Origin of the sequence: Microbacterium testaceum StLB037 (genome assembly GCF_900104345.1) — a bacterium.
In the GTDB taxonomy this organism is placed as follows: Bacteria; Actinomycetota; Actinomycetes; order Actinomycetales; family Microbacteriaceae; genus Microbacterium; species Microbacterium testaceum_A.
Window position 1 is genome coordinate 74,703 of record NZ_FNJN01000002.1, and the last position, 23,949, is coordinate 98,651.

Sequence of the window (23,949 nt, forward strand, 5' to 3'; positions counted from 1 at the left end):
CGCGGGTCAGCTCTCGGGTCGCGACTGCGCCCCCGTGGAGCCGGGTTGCTCGGTGCTGTGGTGGAGTTCGTCGATGAAGAGGTTCTCTTCGTCGGTCGTCCGGTTGCGGTACGCGGCCCGCCCGACCATGTGCGCGGCGAGCGGCGCGGTCGCGAACTGGATGAGGATGATCGGGATGCCGAAGGCCAGGGCCTCCCACTTGCGCGTCGACAGCGCGACCGCCGCGACGATGAGCAGCACACCCAGCACCTGCGGCTTGGTCGCCGCGTGCAGACGTGTGGGCACGTCCCGCCACCGGAGCAGTCCGATCGTCGCGGTCAGGCAGAGGATCGCGCCGAGCAGGACGAGCACGAGCGCGACCGTGTCGAGAACGTCGTCGAGGGTCATCTCGGGTTCTCCTTCCGCGCGACGAAGCGGGCCACGGCGATCGAGCCGAACACCCCGACGGCGGCGATGATGAGCATCGCCGGCAACGAGCGCGTGTGGTGGTTGATGACCATGTCGGCACCGAGGATGCAGAGCACCTCGGTGAGCAGCACGTCGGCGGCCACGGCTCGGTCGAGGATCGACGGGCCGATGACCAGACGGATCAGCGCCAGCACGGCGGCGACGGCGAAGACGACGACGATGACGGCGACGAGGGCGGTGTTCACAGCAGGGTCCTCCCGTCGCGCGGCGTCTCGGCGCCGTGACGTGCATCGGCGTCGGACTCGGCGATCTTGGCCCGCAGCTCCTGCAACTCTTCCTTCGAGCCCACGGCACGCGTGATGCGGGCTTCCCACCCGAGCACGACGCGGCGCTGGTGTTCGGCATCCGCGTCGCTTCTGACGCCGATGGTGTGCAGGAACAGGGTGCGGTTCTCGCGGTCGACGTCGACGATGAGCGATCCCGGAATGAGGGATGCCGTGACGGCGGTGTGCGCCATGATCACGTCGTCGTCGACGCGCAGCGGGACGGCGATGATGGCGGCGCCGGGCTGACGGCGGACGTCGATCACCTGCCACGCGACGATGAGCGATCCCTTGATGACCGCGCCCAGGAAGGTGACGACGAACACGAGGCCGTACCAGAGGTTGATGCGACCCGAGAGTTCGACCGGGGGCAGGCGGAAGACGCGCGTGACGAAGACCGCCATGACCAGACCGGTGAGGAACGCCAGCCAGGTGAACTGACCCCACAGCAGCATCCACAGAGCGACCAGCCACACCAGGAACGGCAGCTGGTGCAGGAACAGCGATACCTGCGATCGGCGGGAGGGGCTCATCCTTGACCCACCTGTTCCTGGATCTGCACGAGGCTCACGCCGTCGGTGATATCGACGCCCGCCCGCAGGCACATGTCGAGCAGGGGTCCGGCGAACACGGTCAGCGACACCGTGACGGCCACCATGCCGACCGTGGCGAGGGTCATGATCTTCGGCGTCGTGCGGCGCTCGGTCGAGATGGTCGCGGCCGGGGCGTTGCCGAGGTAGGCGATGCGCTCGGTCGTCTCGGCGGAGTCGTCGTCTTCGCGCCAGAACGACAGGTTCCACGCGCGCATCAGGGCGTAGAGCGTGAGGATCGAAGTGACGACGCCGCCGACGATCAGCACCATCATCACGGGGGTGCCCACCTGCGCCGCCGCGTCGAACAGGGCGTACTTGCCGATGAAGCCCGAGAACGGCGGCAGACCGCCGAGGTTGATCGCCGGGATGAAGTACAGCACCGCGAGCAGGGGCGCCGCGCGCATGAGGCCCTTCACCTTGAGGATCGAGGTGCTGCCCGCCCGGCGCTCGATGAGACCGACGGCCAGGAACAGGGTCGTCTGCACGATGATGTGGTGGACGATGTAGTAGATCGTCGCCCCCACCGCGAGCGGCGTGTTGATCGCCAGCCCGAAGATCATGTAGCCGATGTGGCTCACCAGCGTGAACGACAGGATGCGCTTGAGCTCGGCCTGCGCGACGGCACCCAGGATGCCGACGATCATCGTCGACAGAGCGACCATCATCAGCAGGAAGTTGAGGTCGTTGGCGACGAAGAGCTGCGTCTCGGTGCGGATGATCGCGTACACGCCGACCTTGGTCAGCAGACCCGCGAACACCGCCGTGACGGGAGCGGGAGCCGTCGGATACGAGTCGGGCAGCCAGAACGACAGCGGGAACACCGCCGCCTTGATCGCGAAGGCGAGCAGCAGCATGAGGTGCAGGATCGTCTGCGTGTCCTGCGGGAGCAGGGCCATCCGTTCGCTGATCTGGACCATGTTGACCGTGCCGAGCGCCCCGTAGACCATCGCGATCGCCGCGAGGAACAGGATCGACGACACCAGCGAGACGACGATGTAGACGACGCCGGTGCGGATGCGCGACTCGGTACCGCCCAGGGTGATCAGCACGTACGAGGCGACGAGCAGGATCTCGAAGCCCACGTAGAGGTTGAACAGGTCGCCGGCGATGAAGGCGTTGAAGATGCCCGCACCCAGGATCAGGTACGCCGGGTAGAAGATCGAGACCGGGGTGTCTTCGTCGTTGTCGGCCGCGCCCTGCCCGATCGAGAAGAGCAGGACCGCGAGTAGCACGATGCTCGTGACGACGACGAGAAGAGCCGCGAGCACGTCGACGTAGAGCACGATGCCGAACGGGATGTCCCACGCGGCGATCGCCACCGCGATGGGCCCGCTCGTGTCGACGGTGACGAGAAGGATCGCACCGAGCACGAGCACGGCCGCGAGGGAGGCGACCGACACGACGATCTGCGTCTTCTTGCGCCGACCAAAGATGAGGTTGATCGCGGCACCGATGAGAGGGATGCCGACGAGCAGGGGCACGAGGGCGCTCACGAGCGATCACCGTCCTGGGGGTCGCGGGGGGCGTCGGTGTCGTCGTCTCGCGCCGGGTCGGACTCGCGCGAGACGGCGACGCGATCGACCGGGGCGTCGTCGACGAGCTGCGACAGGTCGCCCTGGTGCAGCACGCGGATGGGCGAGGCGACGTCGCCGACGAAGTCGGTGGTGACGTCCTCGTCGTCGGAGCGGGACTCTTCGTCCATCGCGTCCTCGGGCTCGTTCGCCGTGCGGGCGCGCAGCGCCACGTCGTCCGCGTCGTCGATGACCGTGTCGGCCTGACCGAGCTGCCAGGAGCGGTAGATCAGGGCGAGCAGGAACGCCGAGATGCCGAACGTGATGACGATCGCGGTGAGCGTCAGGGCCTGGGGAAGAGCGTCGGACATGTCCGCGGCATCCGTCTGCCCTCCGTCGTAGAACGGGGCCCGGCCGGGCGCGCCCATGACGATGAGGAGCAGCAGGTTCGCGGCGTTCCCGAGCAGAAGGAAGCCGATCAGCACGCGGGTGAGGCTGCGCTCGAGCATGGCGTAGACACCGCAGGCGAAGAGCACGGCCATGACGATGACGAGGACCAGCGAGATGGTCATGAGCCCACCACCTCCGCGTCCTCGGGGAGTTGCGACTGGCGGTCGACCTCGGCGCCGAGGCTGCGGAGCACGTCGAGAACGAGGCCGATGACGACGAGGTAGACGCCGACGTCGAAGATCGTGCTGGTCACGAACTCCCAGTGACCGATGATCGGCAGTTCACCCTCGAAGGTGAAGCTCTGCAGCGGCGCGAAGCCGAACACCATCGGAACGAGGGCGCACAGCACGGCGATCGCCATGCCCGCCCCGAGCAAGCGACCCGCGTCGGTGGGGGCGGCGGCGCCGAGCTCCCAGCGACCGCCCGCGATGTAGCGCATGACCAGGCCCATACCCGCGACCAGGCCACCGGCGAACCCTCCGCCGGGCAGGTTGTGGCCCGCGAAGAGCAGGTAGAGCGACACGATCATGATCGAGTGGAAGAGCACCCGGATGATGATCTCGAGCAGGATCGAACGGTTCTCGGGCTGCACCTTCGCACCCGAGATGAGCCACGCGCGCGGGGCACCGGTTTCGCCTACGCGCTGCGCACGCACGCCGCTGTCGGTCTCGACGAGGGGGCGACGACGGCCGAGTCCCACCCGCGCGCGGGCGGTGCCCGATCGACGTGCGAGATTGTCGCTGCGGTTGGTGATGAAGACGAGGGATGCCACGCCGGTGGCGGCGAGGACCAGCACCGAGAGCTCGCCCATGGTGTCCCAGCCGCGGAGGTCGACGAGAGCGACGTTGACGACGTTGCGACCGTGACCGATCTCGTAGGCGAGGGGCGGCCACTCGAGCGAGACGGGGAGGTCCTGCCGCGCGCCGGTCGCCACGATCGCCACGAGGGCCATCGTGAGGCCCACGCCCGCACCGAGGACGGCACGCGCCAGCGGGGCGACCGACTCGTTCTGCTCGCCCATGCGGGCCGGCAGACGCCGGAGCACCAGCGCGAACACCACGAGGGTCACGGTTTCGATGAGCACCTGCGTGAGGGCGAGGTCGGGGGCGCCGCTGGTGGCGAAGAGCACCACCATGCCCAGGCCCGTCACCGAGACGAGGGCGACACCGGTGTACCGCTTGCGGGCGCGGACGGCCAGGATGCCGGCGGCGATCATGATCGGTGCCGAGATCAGCTGCGCCGGCGACTGCCACGCGGCGAGCTGGGCGCGCCACTCGCTCGAGGCGAGCAGCGCCGTGCCTTCGGCGACGACGAGCACGACGAAGATCGTTCCGACGTAGAACGGCAGAGAACCGCGCTGGAAGCGGGCGGTCACCCACTCGGACGAGTGGTCGATCCCGCGCAGGGCCACGTTGTAGGCGTCGTTCGCCGTGAAGGGCAGCACGCGACGGCGCTTGTGCAGCTGCGTCTTGCGCACGACCCAGAAGATGCCGGCGCCGAGTGCGAGCGTGCCGAGCGAGATGAACAGCGCCGGCTCGAGGCCGTGCCAGAGCGCCAGGTGGTACGGGTACGCGGGAGCGGAGACGCCCGCGGTCGCTTCGGGCAGGCCGTCGGCGTAGGGCGCGAGCCAGTGGTCGACGATCGGGGCGAGGAATCCGAGCCCCAGTGACGTCGCTGCGAGGAGCACCGGCGCCGACAGGAAGCCGATCGGCGGGTCGGGCCACTCGGTGGTCTCGACGTCGCGCTTGGTCCCATACGCCCCCCACAGGAAGCGGATGCCGTACGCCGCCGTCAGCGCCGAGCCCAGCACGATGCCGATCAGGGCGACCCATCCCCACGCAGCTCCGCCTTCGGCTTCGTGCAGCAGGGCCGTCAGCGCGGTCTCTTTCGCGACGAACCCGAGAGTGGGGATGACCCCCGCCATCGAGAAGATCGCGATGAACGACGCGGTGGCCATGACCGGCGCCTGTCGGCCCAGGCCGGAGAGCTGGCCGATGTCACGGGTGTTCAGCTGACGGTCGATCACACCGACGACGAGAAAGAGACACGACTTGAACAGCGCGTGGCTGAGCAGGAGCGCGGCGCCGGCGAGAGCGGCATCCCTCGTCCCGTATCCGAGCATCACGGTGAGGAAGCCGAGCTGGCTCACCGTGCCGAAGGCGAGGATGCGCTTGAGGTCGCGCTCACGCAGAGCCTGGAACCCGCCGAGCAGCATCGTGAAGACACCGAGGGCGATGAGGGTGGGCCGCCAGAACGGCGTATCGGCGAAGCCGGGGGCGAGGCGGGCGACCAAGTAGATGCCGGCCTTGACCATGGCAGCGGCGTGCAGGTACGCACTGACCGGGGTGGGGGCGGCCATGGCCCCGGGGAGCCAGAAGTGGAACGGGAAGATCGCCGACTTGCTGAGCGCTCCCACCAGCAGCAGCAGGACGGCGATGTCGACGACGGCGCCCGTGGGCGGGTCGGCGAGGATCGTCGACAGGCTCGAGGTGCCCGCCTGGACGACGAGCAGAACCACGCCGATGAGCATGACGAGTCCGCCGAGCGTGGTGACGAGCAGCGCCTGCAGGGCGGCTCGACGGCTCGCGGAACGGCTGTGGTAGTACCCGATGAGCAGGTACGACAGCACGCTCGTCGCTTCCCACAGCATGACGAGGACGACGATGTCGTCGGTGAGGACGAGGCCGTACATGGCGCCGGCGAAGCCGAGCAGCACGGCGGAGAACTGCCCGACACCGGCGGTCTTGCCGCGGAAGTACCACCGGCAGTAGAGCATCACCAGCGCACCGACGCCGGTTACGACGAGCGTCAGCAACCAGCCGAGCACGTCCATGCGCATCGACAGCGAGACGTCGATCGCCGGAATCCAGCGATATTCCTCGAAGGGAATGTCCCCCGCGAACACCGCGGGGGCGAGGACGATAGCGTGCGCGAAAGCGAGAGCCGGGAGCACCGCCGCCACGTAGAAGGCGCGGGCACCGATGCGCGAGACGAGCCACGGCAGAAGAAGGGGCACGGCCGCGAAGGCGCCGAGGAAGATCAGCACGGTCGGGCCTCCTCGGGGTCGACGGGCGGGTGCCCGGGCTCTCGGGGTGTCGTCCCTATTCTATGCGGAGCATGAGAGTCCCAGCACCCGTCGACTCATGTGGTACGCGGCGGAGCGGTCGTGGTCCCCTCGCGGAAGGTGCACCGCAGGTCGAGCCCCGAGGGCGTCTCGTCCTCGAGCATCGCGGCGACCGCCTCACCGGCCGCCCGACCTTTGGCGGTGGCGGGTTGGACGAGCGTGGTCAGCACGTGCGGGGCGAGGCCGTCGACGACCACGCCGTCGAATCCGGTGACGCTCACGTCATCGGGGACGCGGAGCCCCGCCTCTTCGGCCGCGCGGATCACCCCGGCCGCGAGCAGATCGCTCTGGGCGATGACAGCGGTCGGGCGGTGGTCGGGATCGGCGAAGATCGCCCGACCGGCGATGGTGCCCTCGTCGATCGAACTGGTGGCGGCGGCCACCGCGGGCGCGTCGGGGAACACCGCGCGGGCTCCGGCCAGACGGTCGGCGGTCACGTCGACGCGCACCTCGGCGTCGTCGGCGATCCAGCCGCGACGACGAGCGGTGTCGGTGGGGAGGGTGACGATGACGACGTCGTGATGGCCGAGCGCCGACAGGTGGCGCGCGGCCGCGCTCTGGGCCTCGGTGTTGTCGAGCAGCACCTGCGGCACGCCCTCACCCGCGTCGCCTTCCACGACCACGACCGGGATGCCGCGGCCTCGGACGATCTCGAGCGAATCGCGCATGCGCGGGCTGCAGCCGATCAGGACGGCGGCGTCGATGGGGGCGGTGTGCAACGAGGGTTCGCTCACCGTCTCGCCGTCGTCGCGCAGCAACAGGAGCGCGGCACCCAGGCGCGAGACGCCGTCGGCCAGTCCGTCCATCATGTGGGTGGTCACGGGATCGAGGAACGCGGTCCCGAGGTGCTGGTCGAAGACCACGCCGACGATGCCCGAACGTCCGCGACGCAGCGAGGCCGCGCGCGGATCCGGTCCGGTGTAGCCCAGGCTCTCGGCGGCGGCCAGCACGCGGGCCCGGGTCGCCGGCGAGGTGGGCGTCTTGCCGCTGAACACCACCGAGGCGGTCGACGCCGAGACGCCGGCCTCACGGGCGACATCGCTGATGGTCGCGCGACGGGTGCTCACGGGCCGATCGTACCTGCCGACCGGGCGCCCTGCCGAATCGATTCGATATGCGTCGAATCGATTCGGTACAGTGTCGACATGCACTCGACGCTCACCCGATCCCAGCTCGTCCGCTGGCACATCGCGATCTGCGCCATCTTCCTCGCGAGCGGGCTCAGCATCTCCACCTGGGCGTCGCGGGTGCCCGCGATCCGCGAATCGCTCGGCATCGAGAACTCCGGCGTCGGGCTGCTGCTGTTGGGCATGGGCGTGGCATCCATCATCGGTCTGTCGATCGCCCCCGCCGTGATGGCGCGCATCGGCGCGCGCCGCGGAATGCTCGTGGCCCTGCTGCTCGTCGGCATCGGGCTCATGATCATCGGCTTCGGGGCGGACTCCCTGCAGCTCTTCGCCGTCGCCCTCGTGGGCCTCGCGCTCTTCGGATTCGGCAACGGCGCCGTCGACGTGATGATGAACGTCGAGGGAGCGGCACTCGAGAAGGCCACCGGGCGCACGATCATGCCCTTGCTGCACGCCTTCTTCAGCTTCGGCACCGTCATCGGAGCGGGCCTCGGCTTCGTCGCGGTGAGCCTCGGCATCCCGGTGATCGCCCACTGCGTCGCGATGGGGGTCGTGATCATCGTCGTCGCCTTCGTGTCGGTCGCGAACGTGCCGCGGGCAGAGGTCGCGATGGACGCCCCCGCCGATGAGGAGCGCGCCCACTGGCGCGAGCGCCTCTCGGTGTCGCTGCAGGCCTGGCGCGAGCCGCGCACCTACACGCTCGGCGTCATCATGCTCGGCATGGCCTTCGCCGAGGGCAGCGCGAACGACTGGTTGCCCTCCGCGGTGGTCTACGGCCACGGCGCGCCCGAAGAGGCGGGGCCGGCGGTGCTGGCGGTGTTCTCCGTCGCCATGACGGTCGGCCGCATCGCGGGCGGTCCCGTCGTCGATCGCCTCGGGCGCGTGCTCGTTCTGCGGGTGCTCGCCGGCACCGCCGCCGCCGGCCTGCTGCTGTTCATCCTGGCTCCGTACGGCCCGCTCGTCTTCGTGGGCGCCGCCCTGTGGGGCCTCGGCGCCTCGCTGGGCTTCCCGATCGGCATGTCCGCCGCTGCCGACGACCCCGCCAAGGCCGCCTCCCGCGTGGCCGCCGCCGCCACCATCGGCTACGTCGCCTTCCTCTGCGGTCCCCCGATCCTCGGATGGATCGGCGACCACATCGGCCTGCTCAACACCCTGCTCATCGTGGTCGGCCTGATCGTGGCATCCGGACTCTTCTCCGGCGCGGCCAAGCCGCTCGTCGCCTCCGAGAAGGCGGAGGCCGAGCCCGCGCGACGCGACGCGGCGGGGCGCAATTAGGCTGAGTGGGTGCGTCTCGTCATCGCCCGTTGCTCCGTCGATTACACCGGCCGCCTCAACGCGCATCTCCCCCTCGCCACCCGCCTGCTCGTCCACAAGAACGACGGCAGTCTGCTGGTGCACTCCGACGGCGGCTCGTACAAGCCGCTGAACTGGATGAGCCCGCCGTGCTCGCTCACCCTCGAGCAGCCCGACGAGGTCGACGTCGAAGACGGCGTGATCGAGCGGTGGCGCGTCACCCATGCGAAGACCGGTGATGCGCTGCTGGTGCGCATCCACGAGGTCATCCACGACACCGCCCACGACCTCGGCGTCGACCCGGGCCTGATCAAGGACGGCGTCGAGGCCGACCTGCAGCGGCTGCTGGCCGAACAGGTGTCGGTGGTCGGCGAGAACCTCACCCTCGTGCGCCGCGAGTACCCCACCGCGATCGGCCCCGTCGACCTGCTCCTGCGCAACGACGACGGCAAGGGAACGGTGGCGATCGAGGTCAAGCGTCGCGGCGACATCGACGGCGTCGAGCAGCTCACGCGCTACCTCGAGCTCCTCAACCGCGACCCCCTGCTGGCGCCCGTCACGGGCGTCTACGCCGCGCAGGAGATCAAGCCGCAGGCCCGCGTCCTCGCCACCGATCGCGGCATCCGGTGCCTGGTCCTCGACTACGACGAGATGAAGGGCGTGCAGTCGGGCGCCCCGCGCCTGTTCTGACCGCGCCGGATCGAGCCGGGCGGATGCTGCGCCGGTAGCGTGGACGCATGTCTGCACGCTCTCCCTTCTCCTGCGTCCTGTGGGACGTCGACGGAACCCTCGTCGACGCATCGGAGGGCATCCTCCGCCGGTTGACCATCACGCTGGAGCACTTCGGGCGGACGCCCCCGGTGCGCGGAGAGCTGTCGCGCTGGATCGGTCCGCCGATGTACGAGTCGTTCCAAGTGAACGTGGGCATGACGCCCGAGCAGGCAACCGAGGCCGTCACGTTCTACCGCGGGCTGAACAAGAGCGAGGGCTACACGGTCAGCGCGCGCCTGTACCCGGGTGTCGGCGAACTGGTGCACCAGCTGCACGCGGCGGGCATCCCGCAGTCGACGGCGAGCTCGAAGCCCGAGGTGCAGGTCGTCGCCCTCATGGACCACTTCGGTCTCGCCCCCTCCCTCGAGGCCATGGTCGGCGCCACCCTCGACGAGCGCACCCTGAGCACCAAGGCCGACGTCGTGCGCGAGGCGCTGCGCCGCCTCGAGGCCGCCGGAGCCGACACCTCGCGCCCCATCCTCATCGGCGATCGACACCACGACGTCGAGGGAGGGGCGGATGCCGGGGTGCCGGTGATCTTCGTGCGCTGGGGCTTCAGCTGGCCCCACGAGGCGGACGGCGCCCAGGCCGCCGTCGACGACGTCGACCAGCTCCGCGCCCTCCTGCTGATCGACGACTCGTCGGAATCGGACGCCTCCGCCGGTGTCTGAGCTCGAGGGGGTGATCCCCGCGGCGGTCGCCCTCCTCGTGGCGGCCCTGGTCGTCGGGGTGATCGTGATCGCCGTGCGGTTCTCTCGTCGCTCCCCGCGGGCGCGCGCGACGGCTGCCCGGGCCGTGACCGCAGCGGGCGAGGCGCTCCTGCGTCTGGATGACGCTGTGTCCCGGCTCGACGTGGCCTTCCGCGCCGTCGATGCGATGGATGCCGCGGACGAGCCGGCCGATCTCCGCCGAGCCCGCGCGGCGGCCGTCCGGGCGCGCGACCGCGGATTCGCCGACCTCTCGCGGCTCGAGGCCGACACGGGCGTCGCGGCCCGGCGCGCCGACGACGCGCGCAGACTGCGCGCCGGGTTCGACGATCAGATCCGACGAGTCGAGCGCACTCGGGAGCAGTTGCAGGAGTGGGCGCGGGCGCACCGTACCCCGGCCGACCTCCTCGAGCTCACCCGCCGTCGACGCGACGAGCTGATCGAGACGACAGGCGACCCCGAGCCCTTGGTGACCGCTCTGCGCGATCGCTTCACGCGCGAAGACCGAGACGATGCCGAGACGGCCGCGCGGGCGGCATCCGACGCCCTCCGTGAGGTCGACGACGCCCTCGAGCGCGCGGCCTCCGAGCCCGATGGGGGCCACCTCGTCGCGGCCACCGCCGCGCTCCTGCGCGCCGAACGGCAGCTGCGCGCCGTCGAAGACGCGCATCGCATCGCCCTGCAGGCGGCCGAGAACGCGGACGCCGAACTCGTTGCCGCGCGGGCCGAGATCGAGGCGGCGACCGCGTCGGCATCCCGCCGCCCGACCGAAGCGGCACCCGACGCCCTCGACCGTCTGCGCGCCGCGGCGCGCGACCTCGACCTGGCCGCCGCGGAGGCCGTCCGTCGGCCGCGGTGGGCGATCGCGACCGTCGCCCGGGTCCGCGAGACGCGCGACGACGCCCTCGGCGAGGCGATGAGCCCCCGCGAGCGTCTCGAGGCCGCTCGTGCCGCCCTCCCCGGCACCCTCGCGTGCGCGCGCGCCGCTCTGGCCGCCGCCGAGGCACGCGGGTCCACCGCCGCGATCGGCGAACGACTGCGCCTCGAGGACGCGCGTCGGCAGCTGGCCGCGGCTCGGGCGGCGACCGATGCGGAGCAAGCCCTCGCCCACGCGCGTGCCGGGTGGCACGCCGTCTCCGATCCCGTGGCCTGAGCCGCCGCCCGCCGCACCTGCTCCCCACGGGCGGGTCGACCGTGCCCTATCGTGAGCGGCATGGCGGAGAACTCGACGTTCCGACGGGCGACGCACCTCGCGCGCCGATTACCGGCCACGCTCGTCCTGGTCGGCATCCTCGTGGTCGTCGGTGTCGCCACCGGCGCCCTCTGGAGCCCGTTCGCGGCCTCTGACGCCTTCGCCTCGCTCGCCTACGGCCTTCCCGCCCTCGAGGCCGGTCGCTGGTGGACGCCGGTCACCGGCACGTTCGTGGTCGGTGCGCCCTGGCTGTACCTCGTCGGCATCCCGACGCTCGTCGGGATGGGCTTCCTCGAGGTGCGCCGCGGCACCCGCGTCGCCGCCGCGTACTTCACCGTGGGACAGCTCTTCTCGATCTTCGGCGCGTCGCTGCTCCTCTGGGTGGCGGCCTTCCTGCCGTGGCCGTGGGCTCAGCAGCAGGCCATGGCCCTCGACGTCGGTCCGTCCGGCGGCGTCTTCGCGTGTCTCGCCGCCGCTCTCGCGCTGCTCCCCTCGCCGTGGCGCCTGCGCGGCTGGACGGTCATGATCGCGGGTCTGGCCCTCACGTTCCTCTACTACGGCTCGCTCCCCGACCTCGAGCGCGTCCTCGCCGTCGCCCTCGTGCTCGGTGTCGACCGGTCGTTGCGCCCTCAGCGCGTGAGCGTCCGCGAGCAGCGCCTGATCGCTTTCGTGGTGCTGTGCGCCCTCGGCGCGTTCGAGATCCTCGGGTACGTCGCCCCGATGACCGGTCCGTTCGGCTCGTCGGCGGCGACCTCGGGCTCGTGGATCGACGTCGCCGTCAACACGCTCGTCGTCCTCGTGGTGGCAACCGCCCTGCGCCGCGGCCGCCGCTGGGCGTGGGTCGTCGTGATGCTCTACAGCGCCCTGAACCTCCTGCTCGTGGTCCTCCTCTTCGCCGTCCTGCTCCTGGTGGGCCTCACCGGGGTCGAAGCGGATCTGGATGCCGATTTCACCAGCGTTCTGGCCTCGTCGGCGCTGTGGCTCGTGGCATCCGTGTACTTCTTCCTCGTGCGGGCCGCGTTCCGCTCCCGGCCGCGCGCGGCGCTCGGGGAAACGCCTGCGCCGACCGTGGAGGACGTGAAGAAGGAGCTGCACGCGAGCGGCGGGGGCACACTGTCGTGGATGACGACGTGGGACGGCATGTCGTACGCCCGCTTCGGCCGCGGAATCGTGGCCTACCAGCGACGCTCCGGGGTGGCCCTGGCGCTCGGGGATCCGCTCGGCCCCCCGTCCTCCCGCGATCGGACCGTCCGCTCGTTCATCGACGCCGCCGAGGCCGCGGGTCTCGCGCCGTGCTTCTTCAGCGCCGGAGACACCACGGCCGACGCCGTTCCGGGCGACTGGCGGCGCATCGTCGTCGCCGACGACACCGTGGTCGATCTTCCGGGATTGCAGTTCACCGGAAAGGCGTGGGGCGCGGTGCGCACCTCGCTCAACCGCGGCGAGCGCGAGGGCATGACGTTCCGCCTGTCGAGACTCTCGGACGAGACCTGGGGCGTGCGCCAGCAGCTTCGCGCGATCTCCGAGAGCTGGGTGGGCGATAAGGGGCTGCCCGAGATGGGCTTCACCCTGGGCACGCTGCAGGAGGCGGCCGATCCCGAGGTGCGCCTCGCGTTGGCGGTGTCACCGCAGGGCGACGTCGACGGTTTCCTGTCGTGGCTCCCGATCTACGGCGAGGGCGGGATCCGCGGGTGGACGCTCGACCTGATGCGCCGGCGCGACGGCGGTTTCGGGCCCGTGATGGAGTTCTTGATCGGTGCGTCCGCCCGGCAGTTCTCGGCAGAGGGGGCACAGATCATGTCCCTGTCGGGTGCTCCGCTGGCGCACGAGTACCCCGCGGATGCCGGCGCCATCGCCGACCTGCAGGAGCGCATGGCCGCGATGCTCGAGCCCGTCTACGGCTTCGCCTCGCTGCACCGGTTCAAGCAGAAGTTCCACCCGCGCTACGAGACGATGTACCTGCTCTACCGCGACGAGGCGGATCTCACCCGCATCGGCGCCGCCCTCACGCGAGCGTTCCTTCCGCACGCGACGCTGGGCCAGTTCGCCGCTGCGGGGGTCGACCTCGTGCGCCACGAACGCTGAAGGCCCCGGCCGACGCGAAGAACGCGCGCCCGGGGCCCGACCGGCCGGAGCCGGAGAAGATCAGAGGGGGCGGATGTTCTCCGCCTGCAGGCCCTTGGGGCCCTGGGCTACCTCGAACTCGACGCGCTGGTTCTCTTCGAGCGAGCGGTAACCGCCCGACTGGATCGCGCTGTAGTGCGCGAAGACGTCCTGGCTGCCGTCATCGGGGGCGATGAAGCCGAAGCCCTTTTCGGAGTTGAACCACTTGACCGTGCCCTGCGTGCTCATTCGTTGTGCCGTTTTCCGCTTGAGCCGGCGCCGAGCGCGCCGGTCTGTGCCTTCACGGTAACGGCCGGACTCTTCTCGCGCACGGGTCCGTGACACAAACGTTGCGCGGCGTCATACGCCGTAAGCCCATACGACGCCCGGGCTGAGCAAGCTCGAAGCCCGGGCGTCGACGGATCCCCCCGGATATGTCACGCGAGGCGTGACGGCGATCACTTTACCGGCGCAGAGGCCCGCGCGCGACACGAAAACGAAGAATCAGCAAGTTCTGTCCATGTGCTGTGGTAACCGAGGGCCGTAAAATCCGGCTGATGGATAGTCGTCGGCGTGCTTCCGCCCTCGTCGACGAGGCCTATAGGGCCCTCGGCGAGGCGATCGTCGACGGTCGGCTCCAGGCGGGTGACCGGCTGCGGGATGTCGAGCTGGCGACGCTCATGGGCATATCCCGCACTCCGGTACGCGAGGCTCTGCAGAGGCTGGAGCGCATCGGGCTGGTCGAAGTCGCGGCGAACCGGTACACCCGCGTGGCCGCCCTGACCGATCGCGCTCGCAACGACATGCGCGAGTACGCCGCGCACACGATCGCCGCCGTCCTGCACGTGGCCCTGCCCCGCTGCTCCGACGACGAACTCGTCGAAACGGCGCGCATCGTCGAAGAGCTGCATTCCGCCGAAAGCTCGCCCGAATACGTGAACGCGATGATGGCCCTGGCTTCGCACCTCGTGGCCATTTCGCGCAATGTCGTCTTCCAGAAGACCTTCGTGCAGATCGATCTCGTGCTGCGTCGCAATCTCGAGGGATGGATGAGCGTCGACGACGGCACGCGCGACACCCTGTTCCGCCACCTGCACGAGCAGATCGCCCGTCGCGACACGAACGGCGCCACGTGGACCTTCCTCGCCCTGCACGGTTTCGCCTGAGCGCACAAGAGCGGTGACCCGCTCCCCCGCTCCCGTTAGCGTGACGCCATGCCCCACATCGAGCTGCGAGCCCTTCAGGACGACGACCGGGATGCCGCTTTCCGTGCGGTGTCGGCGAGCACCTCCGCGTGGCCGCGCGCCGCGTTCGACGATCGGGCGGCCTTCGACCGCTGGAGCGACGACGCGAAGGTCGACGCACACGTCATCGTCGAGGACGACGCCGTGGTCGGGCTCGCCGCCGCTCTCGACGTCGACGGGGAGCGCGAGATCCTGCTCGCGATCTCGCCCTCGGCGCACGACGACGCCCCGACCGAAGCGCTGCGCCTGCTCACGTCGCACGAGGCCGAGCGTCCCCTCTACGCGTGCGTCTCCGTCGACGATCAGCCCTCGCACGCGGTCCTGGCCCGCATCGGTTTCGTCGAGCACGAGCGCGATGGCGACGACGTGGTCTACGTGTTGCCGCCGACGTTAGAGTGACGCGGTGCCGACGAGTGACGAAGAACCGAACCCCCGTACGGCGGATGCCGAGGGTTTCACCCGCATCCTGAGCCGTCCGCGCGGGGTCGGGGTATGGCGGGCGGCCCCGCGCGGCAGGCGCCAGCGGCTGCCCGGTTGACCGCTCTGATCATCCGTGTTGGGCTGAGGGCATGACGAGCGAATGGGCGTGGAGCATTCTCGTCGTCATCGGCGCCGCGCTCTGGTTCTGGTCGATCCGTCTAACGCTGCGGGCTTATGCCGGTGAGCGCCTGCCGATGTGGGCGAATCCGCGTAAAGCGCCGGGCCGCGCCGTCGCCGCCCGCGCGTTCGGTATCGGCGCGGCGATTCTCGGCGTCGGCATGACGAGCAGGGCCATCGACAGCGAGCCCTGGATAGCTGCGGTCGTCTCGGCGACCGTGATCGCCGCGGTCTTCTTCGTGCCGTTGATCGTGTCCGTCGCAGCGCACAACGCTCGCGTCGACATCACCCGCACGACCTGACTTGTCAGTTGCGGCTGAGCGTCGCGACGATGGGGCGGTGGTCGCTGCCCGCAGCGTCGTAACCGTCGAGCACGGCGAAGCCGTTCACGCGCCACGCGGAGCCGACCAGCACGTGGTCGATCGGCGATGCCAGCCCCACGGGCATCCGGACGGGCCAGGTCCCCGCGGCGGCCGAGCCCGCGTCGGCGGCGGCGTCGCGGCATCCGCCGATCAGTCCTCCCCCGCGTCCGAGGCCGCTGAAGTGATCGACCGTGGAGTTGAGGTCGCCCGCGACGATGACCTGGCTCTCGGCGCAGCGTCCGGCGATCCACTCGAGCCCGAGTTCCCAGCGGTCGGTGACGCCCGGGAGCGGCGGCATGGGGTGCGCGGCCACGAGGATCGGTCCTGAGCCGTCGACCGGTCTCCACACGCCGCTCGGGAGGCCGACGGTCGAACCGATCCCGGCGTCGAGTGCGTAGTCGCCGAGTTCGCGCGAGATGAGGATCGATGTCGGGATGGTCTCGCCGTCCGGCGCAGCGGCCACGGTGTCGTGAGTCATGGGAATGCCCTCCCGGCTCAGGATGCCGACGACCTCGGCCGCCGCGATCGCATCGGTCTCGGGAAGGCTGACGACGTCGGCCCCGGTCTCACGCACCATCCGGGCGATCGTCTCGGGAGAGACCGATCCTCCGTACGTGTTCCAGGCGGCGATCGTGAGCTCACCCGGCTGCATGGGACCTCCCCCTCCGCGGGTCAGCAGCACGGCGCCGTTGCCCACGGATGCCGCGGCGAGCGCGATCGCGAGAGCCGCGGCCACTCCCCATCGGCGGCGCCACACGGCCACACCGGCGACCAGTAGCGCGAGAACCCCGAATCCGAGAGCCAGCAGCGCACGGAGCGAGATCGCATTCGCGATGAGGGGAAGACGATGGATGCCGACACCTTGCGGCCACACCACGAGGAACGCCGCCACCGATCCCCCCGCGAGAACGAGGAGGAAACGGAGGCGGCGGTGTTTCGGCATCCTGCCCAGTAAAGCGGGTGGACGACCGAAGACAGGGAAAGGCCCGGGACGCGGTCCAATCGCCCCGGGCCTTCCGTCGTCGATCAGCGCGCGGCGCGACGACCCACGATGAGGCCGTAGATCAGCAGAACGATGATCGAACCACCGATGGCGAGGAGCCAGGTCTGGAGCGAGAAGAAGTCCTGCAGCGGAGCGTTGAACAGGACACTGCCGAGGAATCCGCCGAGCAGAGCGCCGACGACGCCGAGCACCAGGGTGATGAGCCAGCCGCCACCCTGCTTTCCGGGGAGGATCAGCTTGGCGATGGCGCCGGCGATGAGGCCGAGGAGAAGAAATCCGAAGAATCCCATGATGTGTTCCTTTCGCGAGTGTGAACCGATGCCCGCTCGAGGCGGGACTCTCGTTGCATCCAGCTTCCTCTCAGGAAAGACATTTCCAGGGTGGGTTGCATAAGCCGCTCATTTCTGGTGCGATCACGCGTCCGCGCGAATCGCATTCCCGAGCGGTCTCGCATAGCGTTGTCCGAATGGCCGACACCCTCGCCGACCGACGTTCACCTCTGCGCCCCCTGGGAAACCTCGTGCGCGGCACGCTCATCGGGGCGGTGGAAGTCGTCCCCGGGGTCAGCGGCGGCACGGTCGCCCTCATCGTCGGGGTGTACGCGACGTTGATCGACGCGGCCAGCCACATCGTGCGCGGGCTCGTCGCGAGCGCCGACGTCGTGCGCGGTCGAGGCATGACACGAACCGCCGCGCATTTCCGGGCCGTGCGCTGGAGTGTCGTCGCCCCGGTGCTGCTCGGAATGGTGGTCGCCGTCGTCGTGGGGGCCCGGGTCCTGGCGCCGCTGGTGTCCGCGTATCCGACCGAGACGAGAGCCGTGTTCGGCGGGATGATCGCGGCATCCCTCCTCATCCCCGTCCGCATGCTCGGCCGAGGCTGGACGTGGCGTCTCGGTCTCATCGCGCTCGTCGCGAGCGCCGCGGCGTTCGCCCTGACCGGTCTGCCGACGGCCACCGTCGCGGAGCCGCCGCTGGTGATCGTCGCCCTCGCGGCCTCGGTCGCAGTGTGCGCCCTCGTCCTGCCCGGCCTGTCGGGCGCTTTCCTCCTGCTGGTGTTCGGCCTCTACGAGACGACGCTCGTGGCCCTCAACGAACGCGACCTGCCGTACATCGCGGCCTTCGCCCTGGGCGCCGTCGTGGGCCTCAGCCTCTTCGTCAACCTGCTCCGCGTGATGCTGCGCCGGTACCACGCCCTCATGCTCGCGCTGATGACCGGGCTCATGTTGGGCTCGCTCCGCGCGCTCTGGCCCTGGCAGGACGAGTTCGGTCAGGCGTCCGCTCCGGGCGCCGACGCCGGTGCGATCGCCCTTCTCGCGGCGGCCGGGGCGGCGGTCGTTCTTTTTGTCGTGGCGCTGCAGGCGGGGGTGGCGCGCGGTCGTCGCGCGACCTGACGAGCCGGGTCCCGCCCGGGCGGGGGGTGCGAAACTGGGAGAGGCCCGCTCCACGTCTGCGGGTTGAAGGGCATCCCGTGAGCAGCACGATCCGATCGAACGGCCCCTCGCCGTCCGTGCGCGAGGCGACCGCGCAACGGGATCGCGTTCGTTCCCTCCGCCGACGAGAACGGGCCGAGGTCGTCCTGGTCGCGGCCTGCTTGGTCTCGGTGATCGTCGCGGTGATGCTGTTCCTGACGTCGGGGCGACCGGCTCAGATCGCCGACCTCGCCAGCGCAGTCACCGCCGCAGGGATTGTGACGGGCCTCGTCGGCTCCGACCTCCTGCTGCTGATGCTCGTGCTCGCCGCGCGAATCCCCTGGGTGGACCGTACGTTCGGCCAGGACGCTGCGATCCGGCTTCACCGGCGCCTCGGCAAACCCGCGGTGTATCTCATCCTGGGTCACGGCGCCCTGATCATCGTCGGATACTCCCTGCGAGACGGCCTGTCGCTCTGGCACCAGACACTGTCGTTGTTCTCCGGCGCCGACATGCTGCTCGCGTGGCTGGGTACGGGTCTGCTGCTCGTCGTCGTCGTGACCTCTCTCGTCGTCGTGCGTCGCCGACTCGCTCACGAGGTGTGGCACGCGGTCCACCTGGTCAGCTACGCGGCCGTTCTCGTGGCGGTCCCGCACCAGCTCTCCGCGGGCCAGGTCCTCGCCGGGAGCACCGTGCAGACCTTCTACTGGATCTGCCTCTACGTGCTGGCGTTCGGATCGATCGCGTGGTTCCGCTTCGCCGCCCCTCTGCTCGCCACCGACGAACACCAGCTCCGCGTGACCGCTGTCGAGCCGCTGAGCCCCGGTGTGTTCTCGATCCACCTCTCGGGCCGCGACCTGTCGCGCCTCGGTGTGCGCGGGGGCCAGTACGCGATCTGGCGGTTCTGGAGTCGCCGCACCTGGTGGCACGCGCACCCGATCTCGTTCTCCGCGGTGCCGATCGACACGGAGGCCCGCCTCACTGTGCGCGCACTCGGTGCGGGAACAAAGCGTCTTGCGCGGCTGAAGGCCGGAACGAAGGTGTCGTTCGCGGGCCCCTACGGAATATTCACGGATGCCGCGCGCACCGCGCCGCGCCTCGCCGTCGTCGCGGCCGGGATCGGCATCACGCCCGCGCGGGCGCTGCTCGAGGACACCGACCTGGCACGGGGCGAGGCGACCGTCGTCCTGCGTGCCACCGATCGATCGCAGGTCTTCCTGTGGGACGAGACGGAGAGGCTGGTGGAGCAGAGCGGCGGCGCGGTCGTCGAGATGATCGGCCGGCGCCCCTCCGGGCAGTCGTCCTGGATGTCGGCGGATGCCGTCACCCGAGGAGCTTCGATCGTCGCCGTCCTGCCGGACCTGCTGGACTCGGATCTCTTCGTCTGCGGTCCCGGCGACTGGGCCGACCTGGTCGTCGGCGAGGCGAGAGCCGCTGGCCTCCCCGAGCGTCGGATCCACGTCGAGAAGTTCGTGTGACGACTGCTTTCCGCAATGAGAAAGACCCCCGGACGAACCCGGGGGTCTTTCTCATTGGTGCGCGAGGGGGGACTTGAACCCCCACGCCCTTGCGGGCACTGGCACCTGAAGCCAGCGCGTCTACCTATTCCGCCACTCGCGCGTTGCGTGGCACAGGATGCCACGCGACCAACTTCCCGAGAATATCACGGCCGCGACCGCGTCACGAAACGCGGCTCCGAAGCCCGCGTCCATGACCTCCCCAGCCGCGCTGACTACGATGTGCCTACTGGTCTGCCTGCCTGAAGGAGTCTCGTGGGGCTACTCGACAGTTTCGAGAAGGGTCTCGAACGCGCCGTCAACGGTGCGTTCGCGAAGACCTTCCGCAGTGGCATCCAGCCGGTGGAGATCGCGTCCGCTCTGCGCAGCGAACTCGACAAGAAAGCCGTGGTCGTCACGCGTGAGCGCATCCTCGCGCCGAACACGTTCGCGGTGCGCCTTTCGCCCGCCGACGACGAGAAGATGAGCGCGCTGGGCTCGACCCTGGTGTCCGAGCTCGACACCCTGGTCAAGAAGCACGCCCGTACGCAGGGCTACTCCTTCGCCGGTCCGGTCGCGATCACGATCGAACGCGACGGGTCGCTGTCGACAGGCACGCTCCGTGTCGAGTCGCAGACCACCGAGGGGCAGGTCGCGTGGCGCGGGGTCGTCGACATCGACGGCACTCGTCACCCTCTGACCGCTGCCCGCACGGTGATCGGCCGCGGCAGCGACGCCGACATCACCATCCCCGACGCCGGCACGAGCCGCAAGCACGTCGAGATCCTGTGGGACGGCGAGCGCGCGATGGTCCGCGACCTCGGTTCGACCAACGGCACCACCCTCAACGGCCGCAAGGTCTCGGAGGCCGCTCTTCCGCCCGATTCGACGATCTCGATCGGCCGCACCAATATCGTGTTCCGTGTGGTCGCCCAGGCGCAGCCGCCGCGACGCCCTTCGGCGTCCGACGCCACGAGCATCTTCGACGTCCGGGAACGGGGACCCCTCTCATGAGTCAGCTGACTCTCCTTCTTCTTCAGGGCGGCTTCCTCGTCCTGCTGTGGTTTTTCGTGTTCGGTGTCGTCTATTCGCTGCGCGCCGACCTGTTCGGCGTCAAGGTGCGCAAGCTCCCCGAGCCCACGGCATCCCCCGCTCCGGCGGCAGCCGCCCCCACGTCATCGCCTGACGCCGTGACCACGCAGGTCAAGCGCCCCGCCCCTCCGGCCCCGGCGCCCGCGGGGGGTCTGGCGACCACGTCGGCCGTCTCGCGCATCGTCATCACGAGCGGTCCCAAGGCCGGCCTCGAGCTGCCCCTGGGCACCGAGCCGCTGACGATCGGTCGCTCCAGCGAGTCGGGTCTGGTCATCCGCGATGACTACACCTCGAGCCACCACGCCCGACTCGTCCTCTGGGGCGAGCAGTGGATGCTGCAGGACCTCGACTCCACGAACGGCACCTCGCACGACGGCGTCCGCGTCGCCGCACCGGTTCAGGTCAAGGTGGGGGCTCCGATCAAGGTCGGCGCGACGACGTTCGAGTTGAGGAAGTAGCCCTCCTCCATGGTCTTCCAGGGCTCGAGCGCCGCCATCTCCCACACGGGCAAGGTGCGCTCCAACAACCAGGACTCCGGCTACGCCGGGTCCAACCTCTTCGTGGTCGCCGACGGCATGGGCGGCCACGCGGGCGGTGACGTCGCCTCGAGCCTGGCGATCCGCCGCCTCACCGAGCTCGACCAGCCCTTCGGCTCCCCCGCCCAGGCCGAGCACGCCATCCGCGACTCCCTCGCCGACACGGCGGCGGAGCTCATCGACACCGTGGCCCGCCGCCCCGAGCTGGCCGGCATGGGAACGACGGTGAGCGCTCTCGTCATGGTCGACGACTACGCCGTCATCGGCCACATCGGCGACTCGCGCATCTACCTGTACCGCGACGACACGCTCACGCAGATCACCGCCGACCACACGTTCGTCCAGCGTCTGGTCGACTCGGGCCGCATCACGCCCGAAGAGGCCCGGTACCACCCGCGGCGCTCGGTGCTCATGCGGGTACTCGGCGACATGGATCCCGACCCCGAGGTCGACAGCTTCATCATGCCGACGCAGGACGGCGACCGCTGGCTGCTGTGCTCCGACGGCCTCTCGGGCGTCGTCGACGACGCCCACACCGCCAAGACGCTGGCCCTCGGTATGCCCCCGGCGCGCACGGCCGACGCCCTGCTCAAGCAGGCGCTCGACGGCGGCGCTCCCGACAACGTGACGGTCGTGCTCGTCGACGTCGGCGGCCAGCACCCGGTCTTCATCGGAACCCCCACGATCGTCGGCTCCGCGTCCACCCCCAGCGGCGTGGTCGTGCCCGCCGCCCGTCCCAGCCGGTCGGGGTGGCTGCACCACGCCCGCCAGGTCGCGAACGAGCCCACCCACTTCGAGCCGGCGGCCGAGTTCCTCGAGGAGCTCATCGAAGAAGACCGTCGCCGCGCCCGCCGCCGCCGCTTCGGCTGGCTCGCCGCGCTGATCCTGGTACTTGCCGGCATCGGCGTCGGCCTGTTCGCCGGCTACAACTGGACGCAGACGCTCTACTACGTCGGCGCCGACAGCGACTCGGTCGTGATCTACCGCGGCATCCAGCAGTCCATCGGTCCGATCTCGCTCTCGACGGTCTACCAGGACACGAACATCCCCCTGTCCGAGCTGTCCGATTTCGATCGGCAGACCGTCCAGGCCACCATCTCCGCGCCGTCGTTGAACGACGCGGAGAAGATCGTCGAACGCCTGCGTCCCGCGGCGGAGGGAAGCGGATGACCGACCAGAAGCTCACCCGATCGGGCGACGCCGTGTCCACCGACACGGCCGTGATGCGCGCGCTCAAGAAGATCCGCGTCCCCGCGAAGCAGCGCAACCGCGAGCTGGGCCTGCTCCTGTTCGCGATCGCCGTCTACGGCGGCGCCATCGTCCTCGTGCAGCTCGGTGTGAACAACACCGTCGAAGCCGGTTACCTCTCGGTCGCCGCGATCCCCGCGGTCCTCGCGCTGATCATGCACGTGGTGCTGCGCCTGCGCGCCCGCGATGCCGACCCGTTCGTGCTTCCCATCGCCACCGTCCTCACGGGCCTGGGCATCGCGATGATCTATCGCATCGACCTCGCCGACAAGGCGAGCGGGTGGGATGCCACGGGCAACCGCCAGATCGCCTGGGCGGCCATCGCGATGGTCGCAGCCCTCGCCGTGCTGATCTTCGTGCGCAATTACCGGGTGCTCTTCCGCTACACGTACCTGTTCGGCCTGATCGGCATCCTGCTGCTCCTACTGCCCTTCGTCCCGGGCCTCGGGACCGACCAGAACGCCGACGTGTGGGTGTCGCTGGGCTTCGTGTCGTTCCAGCCGGGTGAGCTCGCCAAGATCTGTCTGGCGATCTTCTTCGCCGGCTATCTCGTCCGCACCCGCGAGAGCCTCACCTCGACCGGCACGCGGTTCCTGTTCATGACGTGGCCGCGCGCCCGCGAACTCGGCCCGGTGCTGATCATCTGGCTCGTCTCGCTCGGCATCATCGTGCTGCAGCGCGACCTCGGCACGGGCCTGCTGATCTTCGGCATGTTCGTTGCGATGCTCTACGTCGCCACCGGCAAAACGAGCTGGGTGCTCATCGGCCTGGTGCTGGTCGCGAGCGGTGCCTTCCTGGCATCCCGGGTCCTCCCCTACGTCAACGGGCGCTTCGCCAACTGGCTGAGCGCCTTCGACCCCGAGGTCATCAACCGCGACGGCGGCAGCTACCAGCTCGTGCAGGGCATCTTCGGCCTCGCGCACGGCGGTCTCTTCGGCACCGGTCTCGGTCAGGGCCGGCCGTACATCACCCCGCTGTCGCAGAGCGACTACATCGTGCCGAGCCTCGGCGAAGAGCTCGGTCTCGTGGGCCTGTTCGCGATCCTCGCGCTCTACATGGTCTTCACCAGCCGTGGCATCCGCATCGGTCTCGCGGGGCAGGACGACTTCGGCAAGCTGCTCGCGACGGGCTTCTCGTTCACGATCGCCCTGCAGGTGTTCATCATGGTCGGCGGCGTCACCCGCGTGATCCCGCTGACCGGCCTCACCACCCCGTTCCTCGCGGCCGGTGGATCGTCGCTCATCGCGAACTGGATCATCGTCGCGTTCCTGCTGCGGATCTCCGACGCGGTGCGCAGCCGCCCCCGGGTGGTGATCGGCTGATGACCCGCCCGTTCGCCCCCGTCGACGCCCCGATTCCCG

Annotated in this window: 24 protein-coding genes and 1 tRNA gene; 14 read left to right on the forward strand and 11 right to left on the reverse strand. The window is 69.9% G+C overall.

Translation table 11 applies throughout. From position 1 onward, the window contains the following. Positions 1–6: 6 nt before the first annotated feature. From mnhG to BLS25_RS03715, 7 genes are all read right to left on the reverse strand, one after another. Complete coding sequence (gene mnhG, locus BLS25_RS03685; RefSeq protein WP_074694482.1) at positions 7–387, reverse strand: monovalent cation/H(+) antiporter subunit G; 381 nt, start codon at positions 385–387, stop codon at positions 7–9. Next, positions 384–653 carry an MrpF/PhaF family protein gene (locus BLS25_RS03690; RefSeq protein ID WP_056225177.1) on the reverse strand — a complete coding sequence of 90 codons (270 nt, stop codon included), beginning with the start codon at positions 651–653 and terminating at the stop codon, positions 384–386. Before BLS25_RS03690 ends, mnhG begins: the two co-directional genes overlap by 4 nt. Next, positions 650–1,264, reverse strand: coding sequence for a Na+/H+ antiporter subunit E (locus BLS25_RS03695; protein ID WP_056225174.1), 615 nt, complete (start codon positions 1,262–1,264; stop codon positions 650–652). Before BLS25_RS03695 ends, BLS25_RS03690 begins: the two co-directional genes overlap by 4 nt. Continuing rightward, a complete protein-coding gene (locus BLS25_RS03700) occupies positions 1,261–2,817 on the reverse strand; it encodes a Na+/H+ antiporter subunit D (protein WP_074694483.1) in 1,557 nt (518 codons plus the stop codon). Before BLS25_RS03700 ends, BLS25_RS03695 begins: the two co-directional genes overlap by 4 nt. Next, the gene (locus BLS25_RS03705; RefSeq protein WP_074694484.1) at positions 2,814–3,407 is read right to left on the reverse strand and encodes a Na(+)/H(+) antiporter subunit C; all 594 of its coding nucleotides are present in this window, start codon (positions 3,405–3,407) and stop codon (positions 2,814–2,816) included. The genes BLS25_RS03700 and BLS25_RS03705 overlap by 4 nt, the downstream gene beginning before the upstream one ends. After that, positions 3,404–6,331 carry a Na+/H+ antiporter subunit A gene (locus BLS25_RS03710; RefSeq protein WP_074694485.1) on the reverse strand — a complete coding sequence of 976 codons (2,928 nt, stop codon included), beginning with the start codon at positions 6,329–6,331 and terminating at the stop codon, positions 3,404–3,406. Before BLS25_RS03710 ends, BLS25_RS03705 begins: the two co-directional genes overlap by 4 nt. Positions 6,332–6,426: 95 nt before the next feature. Continuing rightward, a complete protein-coding gene (locus BLS25_RS03715) occupies positions 6,427–7,476 on the reverse strand; it encodes a LacI family DNA-binding transcriptional regulator (protein WP_074694486.1) in 1,050 nt (349 codons plus the stop codon). A 78-nt stretch (positions 7,477–7,554) separates the two neighbouring features. On the opposite strand from BLS25_RS03715, the gene BLS25_RS03720 reads away from it, so the two are divergent. From BLS25_RS03720 to BLS25_RS03740, 5 genes are read left to right on the forward strand one after another with little or no spacing between them, the layout of a single operon-like run. Continuing rightward, positions 7,555–8,811 carry an MFS transporter gene (locus BLS25_RS03720; protein WP_056225160.1) on the forward strand — a complete coding sequence of 419 codons (1,257 nt, stop codon included), beginning with the start codon at positions 7,555–7,557 and terminating at the stop codon, positions 8,809–8,811. Positions 8,812–8,820: 9 nt separating this feature from the next. Further along, complete coding sequence (gene nucS / locus BLS25_RS03725; RefSeq protein WP_074694487.1) at positions 8,821–9,519, forward strand: endonuclease NucS; 699 nt, start codon at positions 8,821–8,823, stop codon at positions 9,517–9,519. Between the two features lie 47 nt (positions 9,520–9,566). Then, positions 9,567–10,271 (forward strand): HAD hydrolase-like protein, encoded by a 705-nt coding sequence (locus tag BLS25_RS03730; RefSeq protein ID WP_074694488.1) that lies wholly within the window; start codon positions 9,567–9,569, stop codon positions 10,269–10,271. Next, a complete protein-coding gene (locus BLS25_RS03735; RefSeq protein WP_074694489.1) occupies positions 10,264–11,460 on the forward strand; it encodes a hypothetical protein in 1,197 nt (398 codons plus the stop codon). Before BLS25_RS03730 ends, BLS25_RS03735 begins: the two co-directional genes overlap by 8 nt. 60 nt (positions 11,461–11,520) lie before the next feature. Next, positions 11,521–13,584, forward strand: coding sequence for a bifunctional lysylphosphatidylglycerol flippase/synthetase MprF (locus BLS25_RS03740; protein ID WP_081349674.1), 2,064 nt, complete (start codon positions 11,521–11,523; stop codon positions 13,582–13,584). Positions 13,585–13,644: 60 nt separating this feature from the next. Here the strand turns inward: BLS25_RS03740 and BLS25_RS03745 are convergent, their stop codons facing one another. Further along, on the reverse strand, positions 13,645–13,851 hold the full coding sequence (locus tag BLS25_RS03745) for a cold-shock protein (RefSeq protein ID WP_056225145.1): 207 nt from the start codon (positions 13,849–13,851) through the stop codon (positions 13,645–13,647). A 308-nt stretch (positions 13,852–14,159) separates the two neighbouring features. Here BLS25_RS03745 and BLS25_RS03750 point away from each other — a divergent pair, with 308 nt between their 5' ends. From BLS25_RS03750 to BLS25_RS03760, 3 genes are all read left to right on the forward strand, one after another. Further along, on the forward strand, positions 14,160–14,768 hold the full coding sequence (locus BLS25_RS03750) for a GntR family transcriptional regulator (RefSeq protein WP_074694491.1): 609 nt from the start codon (positions 14,160–14,162) through the stop codon (positions 14,766–14,768). Between the two features lie 48 nt (positions 14,769–14,816). Next, positions 14,817–15,245 carry a GNAT family N-acetyltransferase gene (locus BLS25_RS03755; protein ID WP_074694492.1) on the forward strand — a complete coding sequence of 143 codons (429 nt, stop codon included), beginning with the start codon at positions 14,817–14,819 and terminating at the stop codon, positions 15,243–15,245. Between the two features lie 170 nt (positions 15,246–15,415). Continuing rightward, complete coding sequence (locus BLS25_RS03760) at positions 15,416–15,745, forward strand: hypothetical protein (RefSeq protein ID WP_074694493.1); 330 nt, start codon at positions 15,416–15,418, stop codon at positions 15,743–15,745. A gap of 4 nt (positions 15,746–15,749) precedes the next feature. Here BLS25_RS03760 and BLS25_RS03765 read toward each other — a convergent pair whose 3' ends face one another. Beyond that, positions 15,750–16,748, reverse strand: coding sequence for an endonuclease/exonuclease/phosphatase family protein (locus BLS25_RS03765; protein WP_074694494.1), 999 nt, complete (start codon positions 16,746–16,748; stop codon positions 15,750–15,752). 83 nt (positions 16,749–16,831) lie between these two features. After that, on the reverse strand, positions 16,832–17,098 hold the full coding sequence (locus tag BLS25_RS03770) for a GlsB/YeaQ/YmgE family stress response membrane protein (protein WP_056225127.1): 267 nt from the start codon (positions 17,096–17,098) through the stop codon (positions 16,832–16,834). A gap of 176 nt (positions 17,099–17,274) precedes the next feature. Here BLS25_RS03770 and BLS25_RS03775 point away from each other — a divergent pair, with 176 nt between their 5' ends. Continuing rightward, the gene (locus BLS25_RS03775) at positions 17,275–18,198 is read left to right on the forward strand and encodes a DUF368 domain-containing protein (RefSeq protein WP_074694495.1); all 924 of its coding nucleotides are present in this window, start codon (positions 17,275–17,277) and stop codon (positions 18,196–18,198) included. Positions 18,199–18,275: 77 nt separating this feature from the next. Beyond that, positions 18,276–19,694 (forward strand): ferredoxin reductase family protein, encoded by a 1,419-nt coding sequence (locus tag BLS25_RS03780; protein WP_074694496.1) that lies wholly within the window; start codon positions 18,276–18,278, stop codon positions 19,692–19,694. Between the two features lie 55 nt (positions 19,695–19,749). On the opposite strand, the gene BLS25_RS03785 is transcribed toward BLS25_RS03780, so the two are convergent. Further along, a tRNA-Leu gene (locus BLS25_RS03785) sits at positions 19,750–19,836 on the reverse strand. 152 nt (positions 19,837–19,988) lie between these two features. On the opposite strand from BLS25_RS03785, the gene BLS25_RS03790 reads away from it, so the two are divergent. The 4 genes from BLS25_RS03790 to BLS25_RS03805 are packed head-to-tail and all read left to right on the forward strand — an operon-like array spanning position 19,989 to position 23,910. After that, positions 19,989–20,726 carry an FhaA domain-containing protein gene (locus BLS25_RS03790; protein WP_074694497.1) on the forward strand — a complete coding sequence of 246 codons (738 nt, stop codon included), beginning with the start codon at positions 19,989–19,991 and terminating at the stop codon, positions 20,724–20,726. After that, positions 20,723–21,262: an FHA domain-containing protein FhaB/FipA gene (locus BLS25_RS03795; protein ID WP_074694498.1), complete on the forward strand. Its 540-nt coding sequence runs from the start codon at positions 20,723–20,725 to the stop codon at positions 21,260–21,262. The genes BLS25_RS03790 and BLS25_RS03795 overlap by 4 nt, the downstream gene beginning before the upstream one ends. Positions 21,263–21,271: 9 nt before the next feature. Beyond that, positions 21,272–22,510: a PP2C family protein-serine/threonine phosphatase gene (locus tag BLS25_RS03800; protein ID WP_074694499.1), complete on the forward strand. Its 1,239-nt coding sequence runs from the start codon at positions 21,272–21,274 to the stop codon at positions 22,508–22,510. After that, positions 22,507–23,910 carry an FtsW/RodA/SpoVE family cell cycle protein gene (locus BLS25_RS03805; protein WP_074694500.1) on the forward strand — a complete coding sequence of 468 codons (1,404 nt, stop codon included), beginning with the start codon at positions 22,507–22,509 and terminating at the stop codon, positions 23,908–23,910. Before BLS25_RS03800 ends, BLS25_RS03805 begins: the two co-directional genes overlap by 4 nt. Positions 23,911–23,949 lie beyond the last annotated feature (39 nt).